The sequence below is a fragment of the Faecalibacillus intestinalis genome, assembly GCF_015097455.1.
Classification (GTDB): domain Bacteria; phylum Bacillota_I; class Bacilli_A; order Erysipelotrichales; family Coprobacillaceae; genus Faecalibacillus; species Faecalibacillus intestinalis.
Genome location: NZ_AP024085.1, coordinates 2,684,242 through 2,704,801, shown reverse-complemented (window position 1 = coordinate 2,704,801; position 20,560 = coordinate 2,684,242). Strand labels below are relative to the sequence as shown.

Genomic DNA, 20,560 nt, shown 5'->3' with positions numbered 1-20,560 from the left:
TTATGTCACTTACAATAGAAAACAATATTCTAATGAAAAATGGGAAACCATTTTTTTACCTAGCAGATACATGCTGGTCTGCATTTACAAATATTAAAGATAATGATTGGGATTATTATTTAGATTATCGTAAATCACAAGGTTTTAACACATTACAAATCAACATCCTCCCTCAATGGGACGCATCCGCCACAGATTTATGTTATGAACCTTTTGAAGTTATTGATGGAAAATATAATTATAAAAAATTAAATTTATCTTATTTTGAGCATGCAGATAAAATGTGCGCACGTGCTAAAGAAAAAGGCTTTGAATTAGCGCTTGTTATAATGTGGTGTAATTTTGTTCCTGATACATGGGCAAGTCAATTTTATTCAAAAGGTATTATGCCAATAGATTGTATTGACAATTATATAAATATTATTCATGAAACATTTACAAAGTATGAACCACTTTATATTATTAGTGGAGATACTGATTTTAATACAGAACAATGTATTGAATATTATGTTAAATGTGCTAAACAAATAAAAGAATTAGCACCTAATTGTTTATATACAACACACATAAAAGGAAGATATACATATATACCAGATAATCTTTATTCATATTTGGATTTATGTTTTTATCAAAGTGGTCATAATGCTCAAAACTTAGGAATGCCTTACTTACTTGCAGAAGAAATGGCAGATAAATATAAAGGTAAACCGGTAATAAATAGTGAACCATGTTATGAAGATATGGGATATTCTAGACAAATGTATGGAAGATGGAGTAAAGAAGATATCATTAGAGCTGCATGGATGTCTTTACTTTCTGGAGCCAGTGCTGGAATTACTTATGGAGCGGCAGGAATCTATAGTTGGCATACTACAAATAAAGGATTTGAAGCTTCGTTGGGAGAAGGATTTGCGACTCCTAAATGTTGGCAACAAGCTTTATGCTTTGATGGTGCTTGGGATTATGGTTATATAAAATATATATTTGAAACTTATGATTTATATGGGTTAAAAGCTATACAAGAACTACTTGTAAAAGAAAATCCAGAAATTAGAATTGCTAGAAAAGATGATAAAATTGTGTTATATGTTCCACACAATATTGACATTGAATTAAATTTAGATTTATCAAACTATAAAGCAATTGCAATTGATTTAACAAGAAGATATGTTTCACCACTTCAAACAATTAATGGAAAGACAAGCATTATTAAAATGACATATTTTAATAGAGATGCATTATATATTTTAGAAAAAGATGTATAGAGTTGCGATAATTTGTTCGTTTTCAATTTCAGCAAAAAATATCTGTCATGTTTTGCAAGAAGAAATTGAAAAAAAGCAGTTGAACATAGAAGTTGAAGCATTTCATACAGAAGATTGTAGTAAAGTAATAGGTAATTATGACTTAGTTTTACTTATGCCGCAAATTAGATATAATTTTAAAAATATAAGTAAATTATTGAAACCTATTGAAACAAAAGTAATTACAAATGAACAAATTAATCATATAAATGATTTGTTAGATGTTATTATAGAAAGCAAAGAACAGTGTAAGAAATAAAAATACACTGCTCTTTTTTAATAATCATAATAATGATCAATTTTATCAATGAGATCTTTATATTTTTTCTTATTTTTTTTAAGCATCACAACATAATAAGTGACATGGGCTTCTTCTTCATTAATGGGAAGAATTACACGATCAGACATCTTACCCTCTCTTTTAATAGAAAGATTAGAAGTATAAGAAGGAAGTGTTGATGCTTTGACAATTTCATTAAAAGTAAGGCGTTCTTCTTGTAAGAGATATTTAGTTTTTGGGGTTTTTTGCATATGTAAATCATGCCAAAAACCAATATTTGAATAAAGAAGCATGGTTTGACCATCTAAATCATGAAATTTAATTTCTTTTTTACTTGCAAGAGGATGATTTAATGGTAATGATAATAAAAGATCTTCTTCAACATAAGGAATACAAAAATATTGAGAATCATCAATATATTCAGGAGTAATCACAAGGTGATACTCTTTTTCTTTTAATTTTGTAAGTAAATCTTTTTTGTTAATAACGGCTGTTTGAATTGTTATTTGTGGATAAAGTTCTTTAATTAAAGGTTCAATATCCCACATGGGTGCAGGAGAACAAGTTGCAATAGAAATACGATGAAATGATTGATCATAATCTTGTACATCATTTATCATTGTTTGAATACTTTTAATGATTTTTTGAGCATGCTTAACAGCTAATTCACCATTTTTATTAAGAACAATTTTATTTTTATAATGATCAAAGAGTTCTACTCCTAAATCACTTTCTAATCTTTGCATAGAGCGTGAAAGGGCTGGTTGTGAAATTAATAATTCTTTGGCAGCTTTAGAAATTGTTTTATTTTCAGCGATATAAATAAGTTGTTCAAGTTGATTAAGTTCTATCATATAATGACCTCCTACTATGCGTTTAAATTATAGCACATTTCTTTATTGGTATTGTACTTTTAAGTAATAAAAAAATAAAATATGTGTGTAAAAAGGAGAAACTAAAAAATGAAAACATGGTTAATTACAGGATGTTCAAGTGGTATTGGAAAAGGAATTGCGAAAGCTGTTTTAGAAAGTGGGGATCAAGCAATTGTTACGGCAAGAAATAAAGATAAAGTGATGGATATTGTAGAAGCTTATCCAGAAACGGCTTTAGCTGTTTCTTTAGATGTATGTAGTCAAGATAGTATTAAAAACGCTGTAAAAGAAGCATACGATAAATTTGGAACAATTGATGTATTAGTTAATAATGCAGGATATGGTTATCGTAGTGCAGTAGAAGAAGGAGAAATTGAAGCGGTTCAAACTTTATATCAAACAAATTTATTTGGACCTATTGAATTAATCAAAGCAGTTCTTCCTAAAATGAGAGAACAAAAATCAGGCTATATTCTAAATGTAACTTCGATTGCAGCAGCAAGATCCGCTGTAGGTTCAGGATATTATGCTTCAAGTAAAGCAGCCTTAGAATTACTTACAAATGGTTTAATGAAAGAACTTGCTCCATTAGGTATTAAAGCAATGGTTGTTCAACCAGGAGCTTTTAGAACAAGATTCTATGATGGTGAATCTTTACAAGGAACAAAAGCTCAAATTGGTGATTATGAAGCAGTCGTAGGTAAATCAAGACCAGGTAACTTTGAAAACAAACATCAACAAGCAGGTGATCCAGATAAAGCTGGTAAAGTCATTGTAGATGTTGTGCATAATGATGATTTACCAGAAATTTTAACTTTAGGTAAAGCAGCCGTAACAGCTGTTAAATCAACTTTAGAAGCAAAAATTGCAGAATTAGATAAATGGGCTGAAGTATCAGCATCATGTGACTATGATGAAGGAGAATAGAAAGATGAAGAGAGTAAGACTTGGAAAGACAAATATGTATGTAAATACGATTGGACTAGGATGTATGGGGTTATCTCATGCCAGTGGACTTCCAACGCCTAAAGAAGAAGCAGTAGAAATTTTAAGAAAAGCACATGACATGGGATATGATTTCTATGATACAGCTGAATGTTATACAGGAGTTAATCCTGATGGAAGTACAGCTTATAACGAAGAAGTTGTTGGTGAAGCTGTTAAACCATTTAGAAAAGATATTATCTTATGTACTAAATTTGGTGTTAAACATATGGGTGATCACCTTGAATTTGATAGTTCACCAGAAACAATTAGAAAATCCTTAGAAGGATCATTAAAGAAATTACAAACAGATTATGTTGACATTTATTATCAACATCGTATTGATCCTAAAGTAGAACCAGAAGTTGTTGCTGATGTGATGAAAGAATTAATTGAAGAAGGAAAAATTAAAGCATGGGGTATTTCTGAAACAAATGAAGAATACTTAAGACGTGCTCATGCTGTATGTCCTGTAACTGTTATTGAAAACAGATATTCAATGATGGCTAGATGGCATGAAAATTTAATGCCTGTATGTAAAGAATTAGGAATCACTTATGTTGCTTTCTCTCCTCTTGCTAATGGGGCACTTACAGGAGCTTATCAATCTAAAAAAGATTTTGGTAGTGGAGAACAAGATTTTAGACCAGATATGCCACAATATAGTGATGAAGGTATTAAAAAGACAAATGAATTATTAGAAGTTGTTTCACAAATTGGTGAAATACATCATGCGACAAATGCTCAAGTGTCACTTGCTTGGATGATTAATAAATATGATTTTATTATTCCAATTCCAGGATCAAGAAAACTTGATAGACTTCAATCTAACTTTGAAGCAGGTAATGTTGAATTAAGTCAAGAAGAAGTTAAAACAATTGATGATAAATTAAATACAATGGAATTTAAAGTGTTTGGAGGTCATTAATGATTCAATTAGATAAAAGGGAAGCTTTTCCCTTTTCTTCTAATCCTTTTGGATTGGTTTATGAAAATGCTATAACTGAAAATAAAGAAAATGAAGTTCAAATACATCCAATTACTTATCAATTAAATGGCATAAAAATTGCTTCTAATATCTATACACCAAAAAACTATAGTAAAGATAAACGATATCTTGCTATTGTTATCGCTGTTCCTGATGGAGCGGTTAAAGAACAAGCAGCTGGACTTTATGGACAAAGACTTGCTGAAAAAGGATATATTACAATTGTCTCTGATTGCATGTTTTTTGGTGAAAGTGAAGGAATGCCAAGACAACAAGATATTCCTTATTATCGCATAGAAGATATTAGAGGGATGATTGATGTTATCTTCTCATTTCCTGGTGTTGATTCACAACGTATCTATGGTTTAGGTATTTGCGGTGGTGGAGGCTATCTGCTTTCATGTGGACAAATGGATAAACGTTTAAAGAAAATAGCTACTGTCTCTATGTTTAATATGGGAGCGGTTAGACGTGAAGGCTTTCAAAACAGTCAAGTTGATACCGTGTTAAAAAGACTTCATGAGGTTGCTTCTATTCGAGAAAAAGAATTAAATGAAGATACTTTGATTTATAATGCGAATATGACAGAGATGAAACCAGAAGTAGGGCATCAATTACCAATTGAAATGTATCGTGAAGGTTATGAATATTATGTAGAAACACATTTTCATCCTAATAGTCATTCATGTTTTTTACAAAGAAACTTGATGGATTTGATGGTTTATGATCCAGTTCAATTTATGTATCTTCTTGATCAACCATTATTAATGATGGTTGGAGATCATGCTGATACAAATTATATGAGTGAACAAGCTTTTGAACTAGCGATTACGACAAAAGAAAAAGAACTTTATTATCTTAAAGATGCAACCCATATACAAACGTATTACAAAGAAAGTGTTGTAAAAGAAGCAATTGAAAAATTAGATATATTTTATAAATAAAGTTGGTGAAAAAATGCAAAAAGCAATTATTGTTTGTCTAAGCAAACAAAAAGATGAAATCATAAATCTATTACAACTTAATGATTATTCTTTTGAACCCTTATTATCAAATGAACAACTTTATTTGATAGGGGATATCGAAGAATATCAAATTAATTTATTAATTAATATTATTAAACACTATAAAATTATTAGAAATGAAACACAATTATATATAAGTTATAGGGAGATATAAAAATGAGTATTTTATTTATTAATGGAAGTCCTAATAAAAATGGAAATACTGTAAGACTTACTAAAAAATTCTTAAAAGATCAAGAATTTAAAACATTAAATCTAGTTGATTATAAAATCTACAGTTATGGTCAAAACTTTGAAGATGATCAATTAGATGAAGTTATTGAACAAATGAAACAAGCAGATACAATTGTTATTGGTTCACCACTTTATTGGCATAGTATGTCAGGAGCAATTCGTAATGTTTTAGATCGTTTCTATGGTTATGTAGATGAAAGCTTACTTCAAGGAAAGGATATTTATTTTGTTTTCCAAGGATATGCACCTACTAAGGAACAATTAGCGACTGGTGAATATACAATGAGTCGTTTTGCTAAACTTTATGGTATGAACTATAAAGGGATGATTGCTGAATAAAAAGACTATAAAGAAACCTAGCTTTTAGGTTTTCATTATAGCCTTTTTTATAGCTTTAAATATTTTTCAAGTTTGGTGAATTTTGGAATACATATAAAATGTTTATCAAGAAAATTCTTGAAAAAACTGATGAATGTTCCATTAAACAAAGCAACAATAATAGTTCCTATACCAATACCAACAATTCCATGAAATAAGAATAAAGACATGATAAAAGATAAAATAAGGAATGTACAATCAAAGCAAGTTTTAAATATTTTTAAAGTAATATGATATTTTTTTGATATTTCTTGAACAAAAAAATCATAGATTTGAGGATATAAATAAGATTTATAAAACATAGCGACAGCCATTGCTGAAAGTATAAAACCTATAAAAAAATAAACAATACGAAATTGAAAACATATTTCATTTTGAGTTTGAAAGAAAGGAATAATTATTTTCCAAATATCTGCCATTGTTGCATATAAAACACCTGTGATAAAAGAACTCAAATATGTCATTTTAAATTTCTTCATTAAAATACAAAAAATGATAAAAATAATCCCTTCAACAATATATTCTGCTTGCCCATAAGTAAGTGAATAAACTTTTTCACTTAAAATATAAGCGGGTCCATTTATAGCAGATAACCCCATGTTTGCAATAGTCAGTAAGTCTATTGAAAATGATAAAACTAATATTGCAATTAAATACAATATCTCACTATTTATTCTTCTTTTTTTCATTTTAATCACCTCACCACGCATTATAGAAGCATTTATCTATAAAATTAAAAATGTTTCCAAATTGGAAACATTTCTAAACATGTCTACAATTGGTAGATAGTCATTTTCTTTCTATTTCAATGAGGTTCATGTATAGTTAAAGTAGGAGGTAAGGTATATGGATAATGATAGATTTGCTAGAACAATAAAAAATGCAAGACTTAAAAAAGGGTACACTCAAAGTCAACTTGCTGATTTACTAAAAGTCAGCAACAAAACAATTAGTAAATGGGAAACAGGGAGAGGTTATCCTGATATTACCTTACTTGCTAAAATAACATCTGTTTTAAAACTAGACTATGAAGAACTTCTTCAAAGCAATGAATATATTATTCAAAAAAGAAAGAAAAAAAGAAAAGATATTTTTATCATCAGTATTGTTTGTTTTATTTTTGCAATTACATTAATTGGTATGTATAAAGTCCAAAAACAACAAAAATATGAAAATAATTATAATAATATCATCCAAAGATTATGCAGTGATTATTATGTAGGTGACCAATTGGCTTTAGCTTATCGTGAACCTGCTTCGTTAGTGGTTATGTATTCTGGTGGTTTGACACAAAAGAAAGTTATTCAACTTTGCGATTATTTAAATATTAATGATTTTAAAAAGATTAAAACAATTAAAACAGAATTTTCAAATAATCCTACAATTTCTTATATTAATCAAGATAATCAAGAAAAACAATATGAATTTTATATTATGAGTCAAAAAGGTGATATAAAAGTAACGATTGTCATACTTAAAAATAATATCATTAAAATCCTTGATGATGAGAATCATCAAGTTCATTATTATCAAAGTCAAAATATAAATTATGAAAAACTTAATATAGATCATTTACCTTGGTAATACCAAGGTATTTTTTTATAAAAATGTTATAATTTTTGTAACATATTTGACCTTTAAAAAGTATTACTAATGAAAGGAGGTTTTTGTATGGAAGAAGTCATTCAACGTGAAAAAGATCTGGTTTATCGTCTTGCTTTTAGCCAATGTCATCAAAAAGATCAAGCAGATGATATCTTTCAAAATGTGATGTATCGTTATATGAAAAGAAAACCTGTTTTTGAATCTTTAGAACATGAAAAAGCTTGGTTTATAAGGGTAACACTTAATTGTAGTAAAACATCTTTGAAGTCTTTTTGGCATAATAAAGTAGATGAAATCGATGAACAAACTTATATTTTTGAAAAGCAAGAAATTGATTTGACCCCTTATTTAAATAAGCTTTCTAAAAAGTATAATGTAGTTCTTTATTTATTTTATTATGAAGGATATTCAACAAAAGAAATGGCAGAATTATTACATATCAAAGAAAATAATGTTCGTGTTTTATTAAACCGAGCAAGAAATCAATTAAGAAAGGAGATAGAGGCTGATGAAAAATAAATCATTTAAAAGTTATTATGATGAAATTCAAGTTGATGAAAATCTTCTTCAACAAATTCCTATAAAAAAACATCATTACTATAAACCTATTTTGATTATTTCTTGTGTAGTTCTTTTATTTGTATTAGGTATTCAAAACAAAGAAACAAAAGATACATTTGAAATTCTTGCTTATAATCAAACCTATAATTCTATTACTACTCAAGCAACACCTATGGATTATTATTTAATTCATGATCAGGTCGATATAATGGATAAAGTGCAATTGAAAAAGAAATATGAAGAAAAGTATTTTTCTAAAAAAACAGATTTTAAACAATCGCAATTAGATTTAAAAAATTATGATGGAAAATATTATTTAGATGGGTATCTTACAACAAGTTATTTTACAGTAGATGTACAAAGTGACAAAATAGAATCAATTCGTATTGTTCAAGGAGGAAATCCTTTAGAGATTCATCTAGGTGGAAAAGTCTATCAAAGTGATACTACGATTTCTTATGATCTTTATAAAAAATATTATCATACAAAAAAAGGCTTAAAAGTTATTTGGAAACCAGAAGATTATCTTTTTAACTCTAAGATAAAAGATATTTCTGATAATTTTAGAATTGAAGTGAACTATAAATCAAAAGCAAGTAAACTTTTTGAAGTAGAACTTTCTTTTAATCAAAAAGGACAAATGTTTGTTCAAAAAAGAAAAACAAAACGTACAGAAATCAATACCGAATTAAAGCAATCAAAACATAAATACTTACGTTTTAGTACTTTAAGTGAATCAGAAACAATCAAAGAATTAAAAGAACTCCTTCCTCAAGAAGTTATAGATGAATTGATGAAAAATGGTTATGTTTATGAAGATAAAAAAGAAAATTATTTTAATTTCAGTAATGATAAAGATGAACCAACTTTAAGACTTGATGTTAGTTATGATAAAAATAACAAAATCATTCAATATGTTTCAAAAGAATATGGTTTTACAGATAGCATTACATCAACTCTTGAAAAAGACCCAATAGAAATTATTAAACATGCACAAGATATTTTGATGAATCAACAACTTCCTCTTACAGAAGTCATCCTTCCTAGTCATTATAGTGGAGGAAACTATAAAGCATATATTGATGATTTTTATCAATATGTTATTCAAACAGATATCAATATGCTTGTTCGTATAGAAAAAAGAGAAGAAAATGATATTGTAGAAAAAGAAGTCACTTCAAATATTTATAGCTATGATGATATTACTTCAGCAATTAATACAGTTATTGATTATTTTAATGAAAATTTTAAAGGCTGTACATTAAAAGAAATTTATTATGCGGGAGATAATGAAAATTATTTTAAAGAAATACTACAACAATATGGTGGAGATGAAGCTATTGTTTTAACATCAACATTTGATGTTGATGGAAGTGGTGGAGATGGTTCTTTAAATCCTAATAGTACTTATAAAGATTGGATTTGGTTACTTGTAAGAAATAAACAGGGTGAATGGAAACATGTAGATCATGGTTATTAAAATGGTATAAAAAAGATGAGCATCCATCAAGGATGCTCAATCTCTATACAAACACTACACTTCCAACATGGTTATTATAAACTATTTTATTGAATAAATAAAACAAAATAATTAAAAAAATTAATTTTCACATAATCCATTGATAGAAGAGTATAAAATAGAAAAAATAGTTATTTTGATAATAAGTTTTTTATTATTTATTATGTTATTTTAGTTTGAAAAAATGAATCAGTATAATAATATAATTCCTTTTTAACAAATTATTTCCCAAGAAATAATTCATAAATTGGAAGATTTAAAATAAAGGAGAAAGATGATGACGAAAGAGAAAATAGAAAATAAATTATTTTGGCATTATTTATCAGGAGGAGTATTAGCACTTATTTGGATTTGTATAGAAATTGATATTTATCCTGTTAGAAATACTGATGAATATTATTTGGGTGGATATAATCAATTAAGTTGTTTATGCTTGATTATTTTAGGAATTTTGGTTTATAAAGTTATAAAAATCATCTCTTTGAAGAAACAATTAAAAAAAGCACAGTTGTGCATAGAGCATAAATAAAGCTTGATTGTTTTTTGTGATAGATGCACAAGAAAAATATTTTTTCTTGTCTTTAAAATAAAATATCTCTAAAATACACCTAGATACCAAATGTCACCTTGCTACTGTCAGACGGCGAGGTGGCATTTATTTTTTTAGGAGGAAATTTATGAAAAAAAATTAAAAATGCCCAAAACAAAATTTGAAGCTATTGTTTTTACAGCTATTACAGCTTGGATGATAGTTTATGTGATGACACTCTACAATACAGTACTTGCAACATCATCTTTTACCAATAGTACTTTTTTAATTGTTTTAAAAAGTATGTGGATCGAGTTTGTGATTATTTTTTTATGTGCTTATTTTATTTCAAGTAAAGTTGCTAAGTATTTTGCTTTTAAAGTTGTGCAGCCAATAGATCGAGGAATTGTTATTGTTTTAATGATTCAAGTATTTACGGTTATTAGTCAAGTGGCACTTGCTAGTATTTTAGGTGTATATCATAGTTATGGTTTTGATAGTCAATTTATTCCTCATTATTTGATAACATATTGTCGTAGTTTTATGATAGCTTTACCTGTTCAACTGTTTATTGTAGGAGCCATGGCGAGATATTTATTTAGAGTTTTATTTTCTTCTACAAATGGTGTTGAGGAAGAAAAGATTGAAAAAGAATTATTAGAAGAAGGATTTGCTGAGTAGTGAAGTCTTTTTTTTACAGGTTTATGTGCAATTTTTTTGCAAAAATAGTATATCAAGAGTTGCATGTTTTTTTGCGATTCTTTGTTATATTCAAGAATAGAGGGGTTTGCTAATATATAGGTGTAAGGAACGGAGGGATAGAAAATGGTGATTGATAAAGATCTTATCTTACTAGATTTAACAGGAGATAAAGAAACAATGATTTATAATTGCTATGAATATGAAAGAACCTCAAGTAACTAAAAATACTTTAAAAGATCTTTATGCAGTTATGGATAATAAAAAAGCCATGCAAGTTTTATTAGAAGCCAAAGATGCTAAAGATGTTATTGAATATCTTAAAGCTTAAGAAGAAATTCTTAGGCTTTTTTCTTAATTTAGGAAATCCATTGTTTCATTTCATTGTAAAGATTATTGTAAAGATGAAATGGAGGAATAATGATGAAAAAAGCAGCAATTATAATAGCATCAGGTTTTGAAGAAGGTGAAGCTCTAACAATTGCAGATATTATAAAAAGAGCACATCTTCAATGTGATTTAGTAGGTTTTGAACAAGAGGTTAAAGGAGGACATGAAATCATTGTAAGATGTGATCACATCTTAAATGAGACACTTCTTGATTATGACATGGTTATTTTACCAGGGGGTTATGGTGGAGCAGAAGCGATGAAAAATAACCCAACACTCATTTCATATTTACAACAAATGAATGAAAAAGGTAAATATGTTTGTGCGATGTGTGCAGCACCTATTGTTTTAGAAAAAGCAAATTTATTAGTTGATAAAAAATTTACAGCTTATCAAGGCTATGATCAAAAAATAAAACAAGGGACTTATTTAAATGATAAAGTGGTCATTGATGGCAATATTGTTACAAGTAGAGGACCAGCAACAGCTTATGCTTTTGCTTATAAACTTGTAGATTTATTAGGTGGAGATTCGTTAGTGGTTAAAAAGAGAATGGTTTATTTTAATGCATTTGATGTCAAGGAGGATGAATAAAATGGGACGTGTTGCAGTATTAATGGCTGAAGGATATGAAGAAGGAGAAACATTAACAATTGTGGATTTACTTCGTCGAGGGGGATTAGAATGTCATACGTTTAGTTTTAATGAAGAATTTGTAAGAGGAATGCATGGGATGTATGTAAAAGCAGATAAGTATTTTAATGATGAAATTAAAAACTATGATATGCTTGTTTTACCTGGAGGAAGACCTGGTGGTCAAAATTTATTAGAAAATCAAGATGTGATTTCACTTGTTCAATATTTTAATGAGCATCATCAATATATAGCAGCGATGTGTTCAGGAACAGTTGTGTTAGAAAAAGCCAATGTCATTAAAGGTAAAAAAGTAACAGGATATACAGGTTATCAAGATAAACTTGTAAGTGGAGATTTTGTAAATGAAGTCGCTGTTTTTGATCAAAATATTGTAACGAGTCAAGGACCAGCAACACCTTATCCTTTTGCTTTTAAAATCTTAGAAGTCTTTGGTAAGGATGTTACTGAAATGAAAGAAGGATTAATGTATAATTTTGCTGGTGGAAAGTAGATGATGATATGCTTTATGGAAAGTTACCGATTGTTTTTTTAAGTACTTTAGCGAGTGAAAAGAAAGATTCAACGAATAGTCAAATTGCAACGTATTTATTAAATCATTTAGATGATATTAAGGATATTGGTATTCAAGAGATGGCTAAGGAATGTTCTGTAGCAATGAGTTCTATATCTCGTTTTTGTAAGGAAATAGGGTTAAATGATTTTAATGAACTAAGAGAATTGTTGATTACTACAAATATGACTTTTGAACAATATTCTACATCTTCTAAAGCTAAAGATAGATTAAAAGAATATAGTTCAAAAGTAAAAGAAAGTATTACAATGGTAGAAAAATCAATAGATATACAACAAATAGATGCATTATGCAAAGAAATCCAAAAATATGAACAAGTAGGTATCTTTGGTTTATTAAAAGCAGGAGCAGTTGCTTTTAATTTGCAAAGTGATTTATTGATGTTAGGAAAACAAACTTATTCAAATATTTCCTATAAGCAACAATTACAATATATTTCATCAACCAATGAAGATGATTTATTAATTATCTTTTCTTATACAGGAAGTTATTTTGATTATCCTGATATTAGAACTTTAAAGAATAGATTAAAGAAACCACAGATTTGGTTGATTTCAAGTAAACAAGAAAGTTATCCAGATTTTATTGATCATGTGATTACCTTTGATTCTGAACAAGATCAAAATAGTCATCCATATCAATTGCAATTTATAGCAAGTTTAATAGCTCAAGAATATGCAAGGAGGATTTGATCCTCCTTTTCTTAATTTAGGAAATCTAATGCGTTAGAGATTATAAAGTTATATGTTTTTGTTGAGGTGAAAATTATGATCAATAAAAGTTATAAACATTGGATGATTGTTTTTTTTATGTGTTGTTTAGCAGCCAGTTCTATTGGTTTATGTACCAATGCGATAGGTGTTTTTTATACACTTGTAGCTAAAAGTTTAAAAGTGTTAAAAGGAACTTTTGCGATGCATGCCACACTTTCAACTTTAGCGACAGCATTAACTTTATTAAAGATATCAAAAGTGATTAAAAAATATTCCTATAAAAAGGTCTTACTAATAGGTGTTATTTTATCAAGTGGTGCAACTTGGTTGATGTCTTATAGTACATCTGTTTATTTATTTTATATTTTAGGTATTTTAAGAGGAATCGGTGTAGGTATTTATGGAATGGTTCCTATTACAGTTGTTATTACAAATTGGTTTGATAAAAAACATGGCTTAGCGACGAGTTTAGCATTAAGTTTTAGTGGACTTTCAGGGGCTATCTTTTCACCTTTATTAAGTTCATGGATTACTTGTTATGGTTGGCAAATGACTTATCGTTTCATGGCTATCTGTATTCTTGTTTTAGTTCTTCCAGCATTAATTGTTCCTTGGAATATCGATCCTCGAAAAGAACATTTACTACCTTATGGTTATCAAAATAGAAAAGAAACAACTAAAGTTCAAAATAATAAAATAAAGTTACTAACCATCAGTTTCCTTTGTATGTGTTTATTTACTCTTTTACATACTTCAATTACAGGAATTTCTCAACATCTATCGGGTGTTGCTGTAAGTATTCATTTATCAGTTACTATCGGAGCAACTTTCATGTCATTTACCATGATAGGCAATATTAGTACTAAATTATTAATTGGATTTTTAAGTGATTTATTAAGTCCTATAAAAGCAGTAATCATGATGATTCTAACAAATTGTTTTTCTTTAGGTTTATTGTTTTTAGGTGTAATTCATCAAGAAATCATGTTACTTTATATCGGTTCATTCATGTTTGGTTCTATTTATTCAGTTGGTGCTGTAGGAATTCCAATGTTAACACATTATTTCTTTGGAAATGAAAATTATGCAAGAACTTATTCTTTTATTGGTTTTCTTACAAATGTAGGGAGTGCCAGTTCATTAACATTAATTGGATATTTATATGATTTTACACAGAGTTATCAAATGGTTTTTATCATTGCTTTATGTTTTCATCTAATAAATTTGATATTGTTAGTTGTTATTTGTTTACGTTATAATGGCGTAGGTGATAAATAATGAAATATTGTAGTGAATGTGGAACTAAACTTATAGAAAAAGAATGTGAGATAGATGGACTTGTACCTTATTGTCCAACTTGTAAACAATTTCGTTTTCCAATGTTTAATAGTGCTATTTCAACAATTATCTTTAATCCTACAAAAGATAAGATTTTGCTTATTAAACAATATGGAAAAGATTTTAATGTATTAGTAGCTGGATATATTATAAAAGGTGAAAATGCGAAAGAAACATTGATTAGAGAAATTAAAGAAGAAGTTAATTTAAATGTAATTGATTATACATATAATGATAATGAATACTATCAACCATCTAATACATTAATGCATAATTATGCATCATGTTCTTGACAGTGAAGATTTTAAGCTTACAAATGAAGTTGATGAAGCTCATTGGTATTCAATTGAAGAAGCAAGAAAACAAATCAAACAAGGCTCTCTTGCTCATTCATTTTTAGAAAGATATTTAAAAAAACAGCAGTAGCTGTTTTTTTAATACAAATCTTCTCCATTTGTTTCAATGACTTTTTTATACCAATAAAATGAATCCTTTTTAATTCTTTGATAAGTTCCATTTCCTAAATTATCTCGATCTACATAAATAAATCCATATCTTTTCTTAACTTCGCCTGTACCATTAGAAACTAAATCGATACATCCCCAAGTTGTATAACCTAATAAATTAACACCATCTTTTTCTACAGCATCTTTCATTGCTTGAATATGTTGTCTTAAATAATCAATACGGTAATCATCATGAATAGAACCATCTTGTTCAATAATATCTTTCGCTCCTAAACCATTTTCTACAACAAATAATGGTTTTTGATAACGATCATAGAGTTCATTAAGAGTACTTCTAAATCCTAAAGGATCAATAGCCCAACCCCAATCACTTTCTTTTAAATAAGGATTTTTAGCAGAAGAAAAAATATTACTTTCTGATTGTTTTCCTTTAGATAAATCACTACTACTTACTCTTGATGAATAATATGAGAAACTTACAAAATCCACGGTATTTTCTTTTAATAGTTCTTTATCTCCTTTTACAAAAGGAATAGATGCATTTCTTTCTTCAAGCCATTTTAATGCATAATTATGATAATAACCTCTTGCTTGAACATCTGCAAACATATAGACTTCTCGATTATCACAAATTGCTTTCCAATAATCCTCTGGTTTACATGTTTCAGGATAATAAGAACCAGCAGCTAGCATACAACCAATTTGGTTGTTGGAATCTATTTCATGAGCAAGTTTTGTGGCCATGGCACTTGCTAGAAGTTGATGATGAACAGCTGTAATCATAGCTTGCGTTTCATTTTCATCTTCTTCAAAACAAAGACCAGCAGCGACAAAAGGAAAATGTAAAATCATATTGATTTCATTAAAAGTCAACCAATATTTAACTAATCCTTTGTATCTAATAAATAAAGTTTTACAAAGCTTGTAGAAATAATCAATCATTTCTCTACTTCGCCAACCACCGATTTTTTTAATTAAATATATTGGACAATCAAAATGATTAATAGTAACAAGAGGTTCAATACCATATTTATGGCATTCTTTAAAAATATCTTCATAATATTTTAATCCTACTTCATTTGGTTTTTCTTCATTACCATTTGGGAAAATACGTGTCCAAGCAATAGATAAACGAAAAGTTTTAAATCCCATTTCACCAAATAAAGCAATATCTTCTTTATAATGATGATAAAAATCAACAGCAGTTAAAGCTGGATAAAAATGTTGATCATCAAAATCATACATTTTCATTTTACCAGTACCAACTAAATAACGATCTTCACCTAAAGGCATAAGATCTACATTAGCAACACCTCTGTTTCCTTCATTTGCTCCACCTTCACATTGATTGGCAGCTGTCGCACCACCCCATAAAAAATCTTTTCTAAATCCCATTTGTTGTTTCTCCTTTACTTTTAATTACAAAGGTATTATAGAAAATATATAGAAATTAAATAAAAAAGTTTCCAAAATGGAAACTTAATACATCAAGATAAAATCAAGAATATGTCTTAATAAATAATCATTATATTTATCATTTAATGTTGGAATATATAAATAGTTCTTTGAAAAGTTTATATTATCTTTACAACTAATCAGCCATGTGTTAACTGAACACTTTAAAATATGATGCACCACTCTTTTATCAAAGTAAAACGTATTTCCATTGATACTAATGAGTAAAAGAAGATCACCATCTTGAAAATTATATTCTTTTTCAAAATCAACATCACAGATAATAGTTTCTTTTTGTTTTGCGGAAAGTTCATTTTGAATATAGGTACAAAGAGTTCTTGCATGACCATGACCATAAACAAAGATACGTTTACTTTTCTTTATATCATTTACTAATTTTAATAAATTGATTTCATCAATTTGATTCATTGTGTAATGTAATTCATCAATGATGTGATTTGTAAAAGATGAAAATTGTTTTTCTATACTATTCTGTAATGAAAATAAGGTTTTATTGGTTCTTTCCATACTAGAAATGTTATCTAAACAAGCATCTTTAAAATCTTTCATAGTTTCATAACCTAAAGATTTTACATATTTAGAAATTTGACTTTTCGATGTATGACAGGAAAGAGCAATTGCATCAATAGACATAGTTGGAATATCATTTAAGTTATTTTTAACAAATGAACTAATAATATATTTAGGAGAAAATTCATCGTTAGAATTTAAAATAATATTTAACTTATCAATAAGCATCCTTATTTCCTCCCCTCAATATCATTTTATCATATTATTTCTATTTACCAATATTTTCAATAGTTGTTTGAATTGTCTTTTCACCTAATTTCCATTTAGCAGGACAAACATTATCCCCGTGTTCATATACAAATTGACAGGCATGTAAACGTCTTAAAAGTTCATCAGCATTTCTACCAACATTTCCAGCATTGACTTCATAGACAACGATTTTACCTTCAGGATCAATAATAAAACTTCCTCTTTGAGCTAAACCATCATTTTCATCAAAGACATCAAAATCATAGGTAAGTGAATGTGTAGGATCGCCAATCATTGGATATTCTATTTTAGAAATGTTTTCAGAAATATCATGCCATGTCTTATGAGCAAAATGGGTATCTGTAGAAATGGCATAAATTTCACAGTTCACTTTCTTAAATTCTTGATATTTTTCTTGTAGATCTTCTAATTCAGTAGGACAGACAAAAGTAAAGTCAGCAGGATAAAAGAAAAATAAAGTCCATTTTCCTAGTAAATCCTTCTTTGTGATTTTCTTAAATTGTTTTTGATGATAAGCATAAGCTTCAAAATCATCTACTTCTTTATAAAGTAAAGACACAAAATCACCTCCATCTAAAGTATGTGAATAAAAACTTAAGATTATCATCACATAATTCACAATAATTCTTTACATGTTTGACACAAAAAAGTTGCATAGAGTTCACAAAAGCTGGGTATATTAAACATGTAAAAGATAAAACAATCTTTTACAATATGAATAGTTTTTCATATTCCCTTCCCAATTATATATCAAAGAGAGCCGAGAGGCTTTTTTTGTGTTTATAAACTTGATAAAATGAGATAGGGTGATGAAAATGTATAGTGATTATCATGTACATACAAATTATAGTGATGATAGCACTTATTTAATGGAAGATGTCATTAAAGATGCGATTAAGATGAAGATGGACGAGATTTGTTTTACAGATCATGTGGATTATGGAATCAAAAAAGATTGGGATGAAGGTCCGATAGAGTACCTTTACGGACAACCGCAAGTAAATGTAGATTATCCAAAGTATTTTAAAGAAATTGAAAGTTTAAGAAAAAAATATCCTAAAATTACAATTAGACAAGGTATGGAATTTGGTGTGCAAGTTCATACAATACCACGTTATCAAAAACTTTATGAACAATATGATTTTGATTTTATCATTTTATCTATACATCAAGTCAATGATCAAGAATTTTGGACACAAGATTATCAAAAAGAAAAATCACAACAAGAATATATAGAAGGTTATTATCAAGAAATGTTGAATGTGGTTAAAAAGTATAAAAATTATAGTGTGTTAGGTCATTTGGATTTGATGACACGTTATGATGAAATTGGCAATTATCCTTTTGAAAAAGTAAAATCAATAATTACAGAAATATTAAAAACTGTGATTCAAGATGGTAAAGGTATTGAAATTAATACTTCAAGTCATCGTTATGGTTTAAAGGATTCAACACCTTCGAGAGATATTTTAAAGCTTTATAAAGAATTAGGTGGAAAGATTATTACGATTGGTAGTGATAGTCATAAGCCAGAACATTTAGGAGCTTATATTGATGAAGCAAAAGAATTATTAAAAGAAATAGGTTTTGATTCTTTTTGTACATTTGAAAAAATGAAACCAATCTTTCATCAACTATAAAAACATTTTGCAAAATAAAAAAACATGTAAATACTTGCGATATAAGAAAGAGTCGTCTATAATGTGAAAGGTTTGGATATTTTTGGAAATTGAAGGAGAAAAAAGTGAAAGAAAATTATGATGTAATCGTTGTTGGTGCAGGTCCAGCAGGAATTATGACATGTTACGAATTATATTTAAAAAATCCTGAATTAGAAGTATTACTTATAGATAAAGGACATGACGTTATGAATAGACATTGTCCTATTAAAGATAAAAAGATCAAACAATGTCCAGTTCATAAAGATCGTGAACCTGGATGTATCCCAGCGTGTTCTATTACTGATGGTTTTGGTGGAGCGGGAGCTTATTCTGATGGTAAGTTTAATATTACAAGTGAGTTTGGTGGTTGGTTAACTGACTATTTAAATAATGATGAAGTTGAAGATGTGATTCATTATGTAGATAATCTTTATTTAAAACATGGAGCTACTAAAGAAATTACAGATCCTACTACAGATAAAGTTAAAGAAATTGAACACCGTGGATATGCTGTTGGGTTAAAACTTTTAAGAGCAAAAGTAAGACATTTAGGTACAGAAGAAAACTTAAGAATTATGACCGAAATGTCTAATGAATTAAAACAACATATGGATTTACAATTTAAAACATCTGTTCAAGATATTCTTGTAGAAGACCATCATGCAACAGGAATTGTTTTAGAAAATGGACAAACGATTCACGCTAAAAAAGTTGTTTTAGCGCCAGGTAGAGATGGTTCAGCATGGCTTACAAAAGTTTTATCAAATCAAGGATTAAAACTTTATAATAATCAAGTAGATATTGGTGTTCGTGTAGAAACAAGCAATATTGTTATGGAAGAAATTAATAAGAACTTATATGAAGGTAAATTTGTTTACAATACTTCAGTAGGAACAAAAGTAAGAACTTTCTGTTCAAATCCTAGTGGTCATGTTGTTATTGAAAACCATAGTGGAACAATGCTTGCTAATGGTCATGCTTATCATGATCCAAAACTTGGAAGTAAAAATACAAACTTTGCTTTACTTGTATCTCATACATTTAGTGAACCATTCAATGAACCAAATGAATTTGCCCATGAAATATCAAGATTAGCGAATAAATTATCAAATGGTTCAGTTATTGTTCAAAGATATGGAGATATCAAACGTGGAAGAAGAACAACATATAAGAGATTAAAAGAAGGATATACAGATCCTACTTTACCAGAAGCAGTACCTGGAGACTTAGGGCTTGTGTTACCATACAATACAATGAAATCAATTATTGAAATGATTGAAGCGTTAGATAATGTAACACCAGGAATTGCGAATGAACATACTTTATTATATGGTGTAGAAGCAAAATTCTATTCAGCAAGACCAAAAGTAAGAGATGGTTTTGAATCTGAAATTGATGATTTATATGTTGCTGGGGATGGAGCAGGACTTACAAGAGGGCTTGCCCAAGCGGGTGCAAATGGTATTTTAGTCGCACGACATATTGTTGAAAATATTAAATAATAAAAAGAAAAAACATGTTTCAAA

The 20,560-nt window shown here is 28.4% G+C and carries 26 protein-coding genes; 21 read left to right on the top strand and 5 right to left on the bottom strand.

Annotated features, from left to right (window positions below; genetic code table 11):
* Window positions 1-2: 2 nt before the first annotated feature.
* Both Fi14EGH31_RS14350 and Fi14EGH31_RS14345 read left to right on the top strand, forming a co-directional pair.
* Window positions 3-1,265, top strand: coding sequence for an apiosidase-like domain-containing protein (locus Fi14EGH31_RS14350; RefSeq protein WP_022002469.1), 1,263 nt, complete (start codon window positions 3-5; stop codon window positions 1,263-1,265).
* Window positions 1,258-1,563, top strand: coding sequence for a PTS sugar transporter subunit IIB (locus Fi14EGH31_RS14345; protein ID WP_022002470.1), 306 nt, complete (start codon window positions 1,258-1,260; stop codon window positions 1,561-1,563). Before Fi14EGH31_RS14350 ends, Fi14EGH31_RS14345 begins: the two co-directional genes overlap by 8 nt.
* Window positions 1,564-1,580: 17 nt before the next feature.
* On the opposite strand, the gene Fi14EGH31_RS14340 is transcribed toward Fi14EGH31_RS14345, so the two are convergent.
* On the bottom strand, window positions 1,581-2,438 hold the full coding sequence (locus Fi14EGH31_RS14340) for a LysR family transcriptional regulator (protein ID WP_107029131.1): 858 nt from the start codon (window positions 2,436-2,438) through the stop codon (window positions 1,581-1,583).
* A gap of 108 nt (window positions 2,439-2,546) precedes the next feature.
* Here Fi14EGH31_RS14340 and Fi14EGH31_RS14335 point away from each other — a divergent pair, with 108 nt between their 5' ends.
* Genes Fi14EGH31_RS14335 through Fi14EGH31_RS14315 form a run of 5 tightly spaced genes read left to right on the top strand, consistent with a single transcriptional unit; the run spans window position 2,547 to window position 6,029 of the window.
* Window positions 2,547-3,386, top strand: a complete 840-nt coding sequence (locus Fi14EGH31_RS14335; protein ID WP_117792255.1) for an oxidoreductase — start codon at window positions 2,547-2,549, stop codon at window positions 3,384-3,386.
* A gap of 4 nt (window positions 3,387-3,390) precedes the next feature.
* Window positions 3,391-4,371, top strand: coding sequence for an aldo/keto reductase (locus Fi14EGH31_RS14330; RefSeq protein WP_117867524.1), 981 nt, complete (start codon window positions 3,391-3,393; stop codon window positions 4,369-4,371).
* Window positions 4,371-5,375, top strand: coding sequence for an alpha/beta hydrolase (locus Fi14EGH31_RS14325; protein ID WP_200764970.1), 1,005 nt, complete (start codon window positions 4,371-4,373; stop codon window positions 5,373-5,375). The genes Fi14EGH31_RS14330 and Fi14EGH31_RS14325 overlap by 1 nt, the downstream gene beginning before the upstream one ends.
* A gap of 13 nt (window positions 5,376-5,388) precedes the next feature.
* Complete coding sequence (locus Fi14EGH31_RS14320; RefSeq protein WP_106987508.1) at window positions 5,389-5,610, top strand: hypothetical protein; 222 nt, start codon at window positions 5,389-5,391, stop codon at window positions 5,608-5,610.
* 2 nt (window positions 5,611-5,612) lie between these two features.
* The gene (locus Fi14EGH31_RS14315) at window positions 5,613-6,029 is read left to right on the top strand and encodes a flavodoxin family protein (protein ID WP_200764969.1); all 417 of its coding nucleotides are present in this window, start codon (window positions 5,613-5,615) and stop codon (window positions 6,027-6,029) included.
* 47 nt (window positions 6,030-6,076) lie between these two features.
* On the opposite strand, the gene Fi14EGH31_RS14310 is transcribed toward Fi14EGH31_RS14315, so the two are convergent.
* Window positions 6,077-6,757, bottom strand: a complete 681-nt coding sequence (locus tag Fi14EGH31_RS14310) for a DUF6198 family protein (RefSeq protein WP_022002478.1) — start codon at window positions 6,755-6,757, stop codon at window positions 6,077-6,079.
* Window positions 6,758-6,914: 157 nt separating this feature from the next.
* Here Fi14EGH31_RS14310 and Fi14EGH31_RS14305 point away from each other — a divergent pair, with 157 nt between their 5' ends.
* From Fi14EGH31_RS14305 to Fi14EGH31_RS15465, 12 genes are all read left to right on the top strand, one after another.
* Entirely contained in the window at window positions 6,915-7,652 is a 738-nt protein-coding gene (locus tag Fi14EGH31_RS14305) for a helix-turn-helix domain-containing protein (protein ID WP_200764968.1), read from the top strand.
* 87 nt (window positions 7,653-7,739) lie between these two features.
* Complete coding sequence (locus Fi14EGH31_RS14300; protein ID WP_022000737.1) at window positions 7,740-8,192, top strand: RNA polymerase sigma factor; 453 nt, start codon at window positions 7,740-7,742, stop codon at window positions 8,190-8,192.
* Window positions 8,182-9,714, top strand: coding sequence for a hypothetical protein (locus Fi14EGH31_RS14295; RefSeq protein WP_200764967.1), 1,533 nt, complete (start codon window positions 8,182-8,184; stop codon window positions 9,712-9,714). The genes Fi14EGH31_RS14300 and Fi14EGH31_RS14295 overlap by 11 nt, the downstream gene beginning before the upstream one ends.
* Window positions 9,715-10,030: 316 nt before the next feature.
* Complete coding sequence (locus Fi14EGH31_RS14290) at window positions 10,031-10,282, top strand: hypothetical protein (RefSeq protein WP_032090981.1); 252 nt, start codon at window positions 10,031-10,033, stop codon at window positions 10,280-10,282.
* 165 nt (window positions 10,283-10,447) lie between these two features.
* Entirely contained in the window at window positions 10,448-10,963 is a 516-nt protein-coding gene (locus tag Fi14EGH31_RS14285) for a hypothetical protein (RefSeq protein ID WP_200764966.1), read from the top strand.
* A 214-nt stretch (window positions 10,964-11,177) separates the two neighbouring features.
* On the top strand, window positions 11,178-11,312 hold the full coding sequence (locus tag Fi14EGH31_RS15615; protein WP_267905636.1) for a hypothetical protein: 135 nt from the start codon (window positions 11,178-11,180) through the stop codon (window positions 11,310-11,312).
* 89 nt (window positions 11,313-11,401) lie between these two features.
* Window positions 11,402-11,965: a DJ-1 family glyoxalase III gene (locus Fi14EGH31_RS14280; protein WP_233543281.1), complete on the top strand. Its 564-nt coding sequence runs from the start codon at window positions 11,402-11,404 to the stop codon at window positions 11,963-11,965.
* Between the two features lies 1 nt (window position 11,966).
* Window positions 11,967-12,518: a DJ-1 family glyoxalase III gene (locus tag Fi14EGH31_RS14275; protein ID WP_117480465.1), complete on the top strand. Its 552-nt coding sequence runs from the start codon at window positions 11,967-11,969 to the stop codon at window positions 12,516-12,518.
* Window positions 12,519-12,526: 8 nt separating this feature from the next.
* Window positions 12,527-13,291: a MurR/RpiR family transcriptional regulator gene (locus tag Fi14EGH31_RS14270; protein WP_117575446.1), complete on the top strand. Its 765-nt coding sequence runs from the start codon at window positions 12,527-12,529 to the stop codon at window positions 13,289-13,291.
* Between the two features lie 75 nt (window positions 13,292-13,366).
* Window positions 13,367-14,590, top strand: coding sequence for an MFS transporter (locus Fi14EGH31_RS14265; RefSeq protein WP_200764965.1), 1,224 nt, complete (start codon window positions 13,367-13,369; stop codon window positions 14,588-14,590).
* Window positions 14,590-14,943: an NUDIX domain-containing protein gene (locus Fi14EGH31_RS14260; RefSeq protein WP_234697802.1), complete on the top strand. Its 354-nt coding sequence runs from the start codon at window positions 14,590-14,592 to the stop codon at window positions 14,941-14,943. Before Fi14EGH31_RS14265 ends, Fi14EGH31_RS14260 begins: the two co-directional genes overlap by 1 nt.
* Window positions 14,927-15,076, top strand: coding sequence for an NUDIX hydrolase (locus Fi14EGH31_RS15465; RefSeq protein WP_234697801.1), 150 nt, complete (start codon window positions 14,927-14,929; stop codon window positions 15,074-15,076). The genes Fi14EGH31_RS14260 and Fi14EGH31_RS15465 overlap by 17 nt, the downstream gene beginning before the upstream one ends.
* An 8-nt stretch (window positions 15,077-15,084) precedes the next feature.
* Here Fi14EGH31_RS15465 and Fi14EGH31_RS14255 read toward each other — a convergent pair whose 3' ends face one another.
* The 3 genes from Fi14EGH31_RS14255 to ahpC form a co-directional block, all read right to left on the bottom strand.
* Complete coding sequence (locus Fi14EGH31_RS14255) at window positions 15,085-16,512, bottom strand: 6-phospho-beta-glucosidase (RefSeq protein WP_117575450.1); 1,428 nt, start codon at window positions 16,510-16,512, stop codon at window positions 15,085-15,087.
* Between the two features lie 84 nt (window positions 16,513-16,596).
* The gene (locus tag Fi14EGH31_RS14250) at window positions 16,597-17,331 is read right to left on the bottom strand and encodes a MurR/RpiR family transcriptional regulator (RefSeq protein ID WP_107029118.1); all 735 of its coding nucleotides are present in this window, start codon (window positions 17,329-17,331) and stop codon (window positions 16,597-16,599) included.
* Between the two features lie 40 nt (window positions 17,332-17,371).
* On the bottom strand, window positions 17,372-17,932 hold the full coding sequence (gene ahpC / locus Fi14EGH31_RS14245; protein ID WP_107029117.1) for an alkyl hydroperoxide reductase subunit C: 561 nt from the start codon (window positions 17,930-17,932) through the stop codon (window positions 17,372-17,374).
* 256 nt (window positions 17,933-18,188) lie between these two features.
* Here ahpC and Fi14EGH31_RS14240 point away from each other — a divergent pair, with 256 nt between their 5' ends.
* Window positions 18,189-19,013, top strand: a complete 825-nt coding sequence (locus Fi14EGH31_RS14240; protein WP_107029116.1) for a histidinol-phosphatase HisJ family protein — start codon at window positions 18,189-18,191, stop codon at window positions 19,011-19,013.
* A 104-nt stretch (window positions 19,014-19,117) separates the two neighbouring features.
* Entirely contained in the window at window positions 19,118-20,536 is a 1,419-nt protein-coding gene (locus Fi14EGH31_RS14235) for an NAD(P)/FAD-dependent oxidoreductase (protein ID WP_107029115.1), read from the top strand.
* The last annotated feature ends 24 nt before the right edge of the window (window positions 20,537-20,560 follow it).

Bases quoted from the DNA above. Each gene is read 5' to 3' on its own strand.
- Fi14EGH31_RS14350 (WP_022002469.1), top strand. From the start codon at position 3: ATGTCACTTACAATAGAAAACAATATTCTAATGAAAAATGGGAAACCA.
- Fi14EGH31_RS14345 (WP_022002470.1), top strand. From the start codon at position 1,258: ATGTATAGAGTTGCGATAATTTGTTCGTTTTCAATTTCAGCAAAAAAT.
- Fi14EGH31_RS14340 (WP_107029131.1), bottom strand. From the start codon at position 2,438: ATGATAGAACTTAATCAACTTGAACAACTTATTTATATCGCTGAAAAT.
- Fi14EGH31_RS14335 (WP_117792255.1), top strand. From the start codon at position 2,547: ATGAAAACATGGTTAATTACAGGATGTTCAAGTGGTATTGGAAAAGGA.
- Fi14EGH31_RS14330 (WP_117867524.1), top strand. From the start codon at position 3,391: ATGAAGAGAGTAAGACTTGGAAAGACAAATATGTATGTAAATACGATT.
- Fi14EGH31_RS14325 (WP_200764970.1), top strand. From the start codon at position 4,371: ATGATTCAATTAGATAAAAGGGAAGCTTTTCCCTTTTCTTCTAATCCT.
- Fi14EGH31_RS14320 (WP_106987508.1), top strand. From the start codon at position 5,389: ATGCAAAAAGCAATTATTGTTTGTCTAAGCAAACAAAAAGATGAAATC.
- Fi14EGH31_RS14315 (WP_200764969.1), top strand. From the start codon at position 5,613: ATGAGTATTTTATTTATTAATGGAAGTCCTAATAAAAATGGAAATACT.
- Fi14EGH31_RS14310 (WP_022002478.1), bottom strand. From the start codon at position 6,757: ATGAAAAAAAGAAGAATAAATAGTGAGATATTGTATTTAATTGCAATA.
- Fi14EGH31_RS14305 (WP_200764968.1), top strand. From the start codon at position 6,915: ATGGATAATGATAGATTTGCTAGAACAATAAAAAATGCAAGACTTAAA.
- Fi14EGH31_RS14300 (WP_022000737.1), top strand. From the start codon at position 7,740: ATGGAAGAAGTCATTCAACGTGAAAAAGATCTGGTTTATCGTCTTGCT.
- Fi14EGH31_RS14295 (WP_200764967.1), top strand. From the start codon at position 8,182: ATGAAAAATAAATCATTTAAAAGTTATTATGATGAAATTCAAGTTGAT.
- Fi14EGH31_RS14290 (WP_032090981.1), top strand. From the start codon at position 10,031: ATGACGAAAGAGAAAATAGAAAATAAATTATTTTGGCATTATTTATCA.
- Fi14EGH31_RS14285 (WP_200764966.1), top strand. From the start codon at position 10,448: ATGCCCAAAACAAAATTTGAAGCTATTGTTTTTACAGCTATTACAGCT.
- Fi14EGH31_RS15615 (WP_267905636.1), top strand. From the start codon at position 11,178: ATGAATATGAAAGAACCTCAAGTAACTAAAAATACTTTAAAAGATCTT.
- Fi14EGH31_RS14280 (WP_233543281.1), top strand. From the start codon at position 11,402: ATGATGAAAAAAGCAGCAATTATAATAGCATCAGGTTTTGAAGAAGGT.
- Fi14EGH31_RS14275 (WP_117480465.1), top strand. From the start codon at position 11,967: ATGGGACGTGTTGCAGTATTAATGGCTGAAGGATATGAAGAAGGAGAA.
- Fi14EGH31_RS14270 (WP_117575446.1), top strand. From the start codon at position 12,527: ATGCTTTATGGAAAGTTACCGATTGTTTTTTTAAGTACTTTAGCGAGT.
- Fi14EGH31_RS14265 (WP_200764965.1), top strand. From the start codon at position 13,367: ATGATCAATAAAAGTTATAAACATTGGATGATTGTTTTTTTTATGTGT.
- Fi14EGH31_RS14260 (WP_234697802.1), top strand. From the start codon at position 14,590: ATGAAATATTGTAGTGAATGTGGAACTAAACTTATAGAAAAAGAATGT.
- Fi14EGH31_RS15465 (WP_234697801.1), top strand. From the start codon at position 14,927: ATGCATCATGTTCTTGACAGTGAAGATTTTAAGCTTACAAATGAAGTT.
- Fi14EGH31_RS14255 (WP_117575450.1), bottom strand. From the start codon at position 16,512: ATGGGATTTAGAAAAGATTTTTTATGGGGTGGTGCGACAGCTGCCAAT.
- Fi14EGH31_RS14250 (WP_107029118.1), bottom strand. From the start codon at position 17,331: ATGCTTATTGATAAGTTAAATATTATTTTAAATTCTAACGATGAATTT.
- Fi14EGH31_RS14240 (WP_107029116.1), top strand. From the start codon at position 18,189: ATGTATAGTGATTATCATGTACATACAAATTATAGTGATGATAGCACT.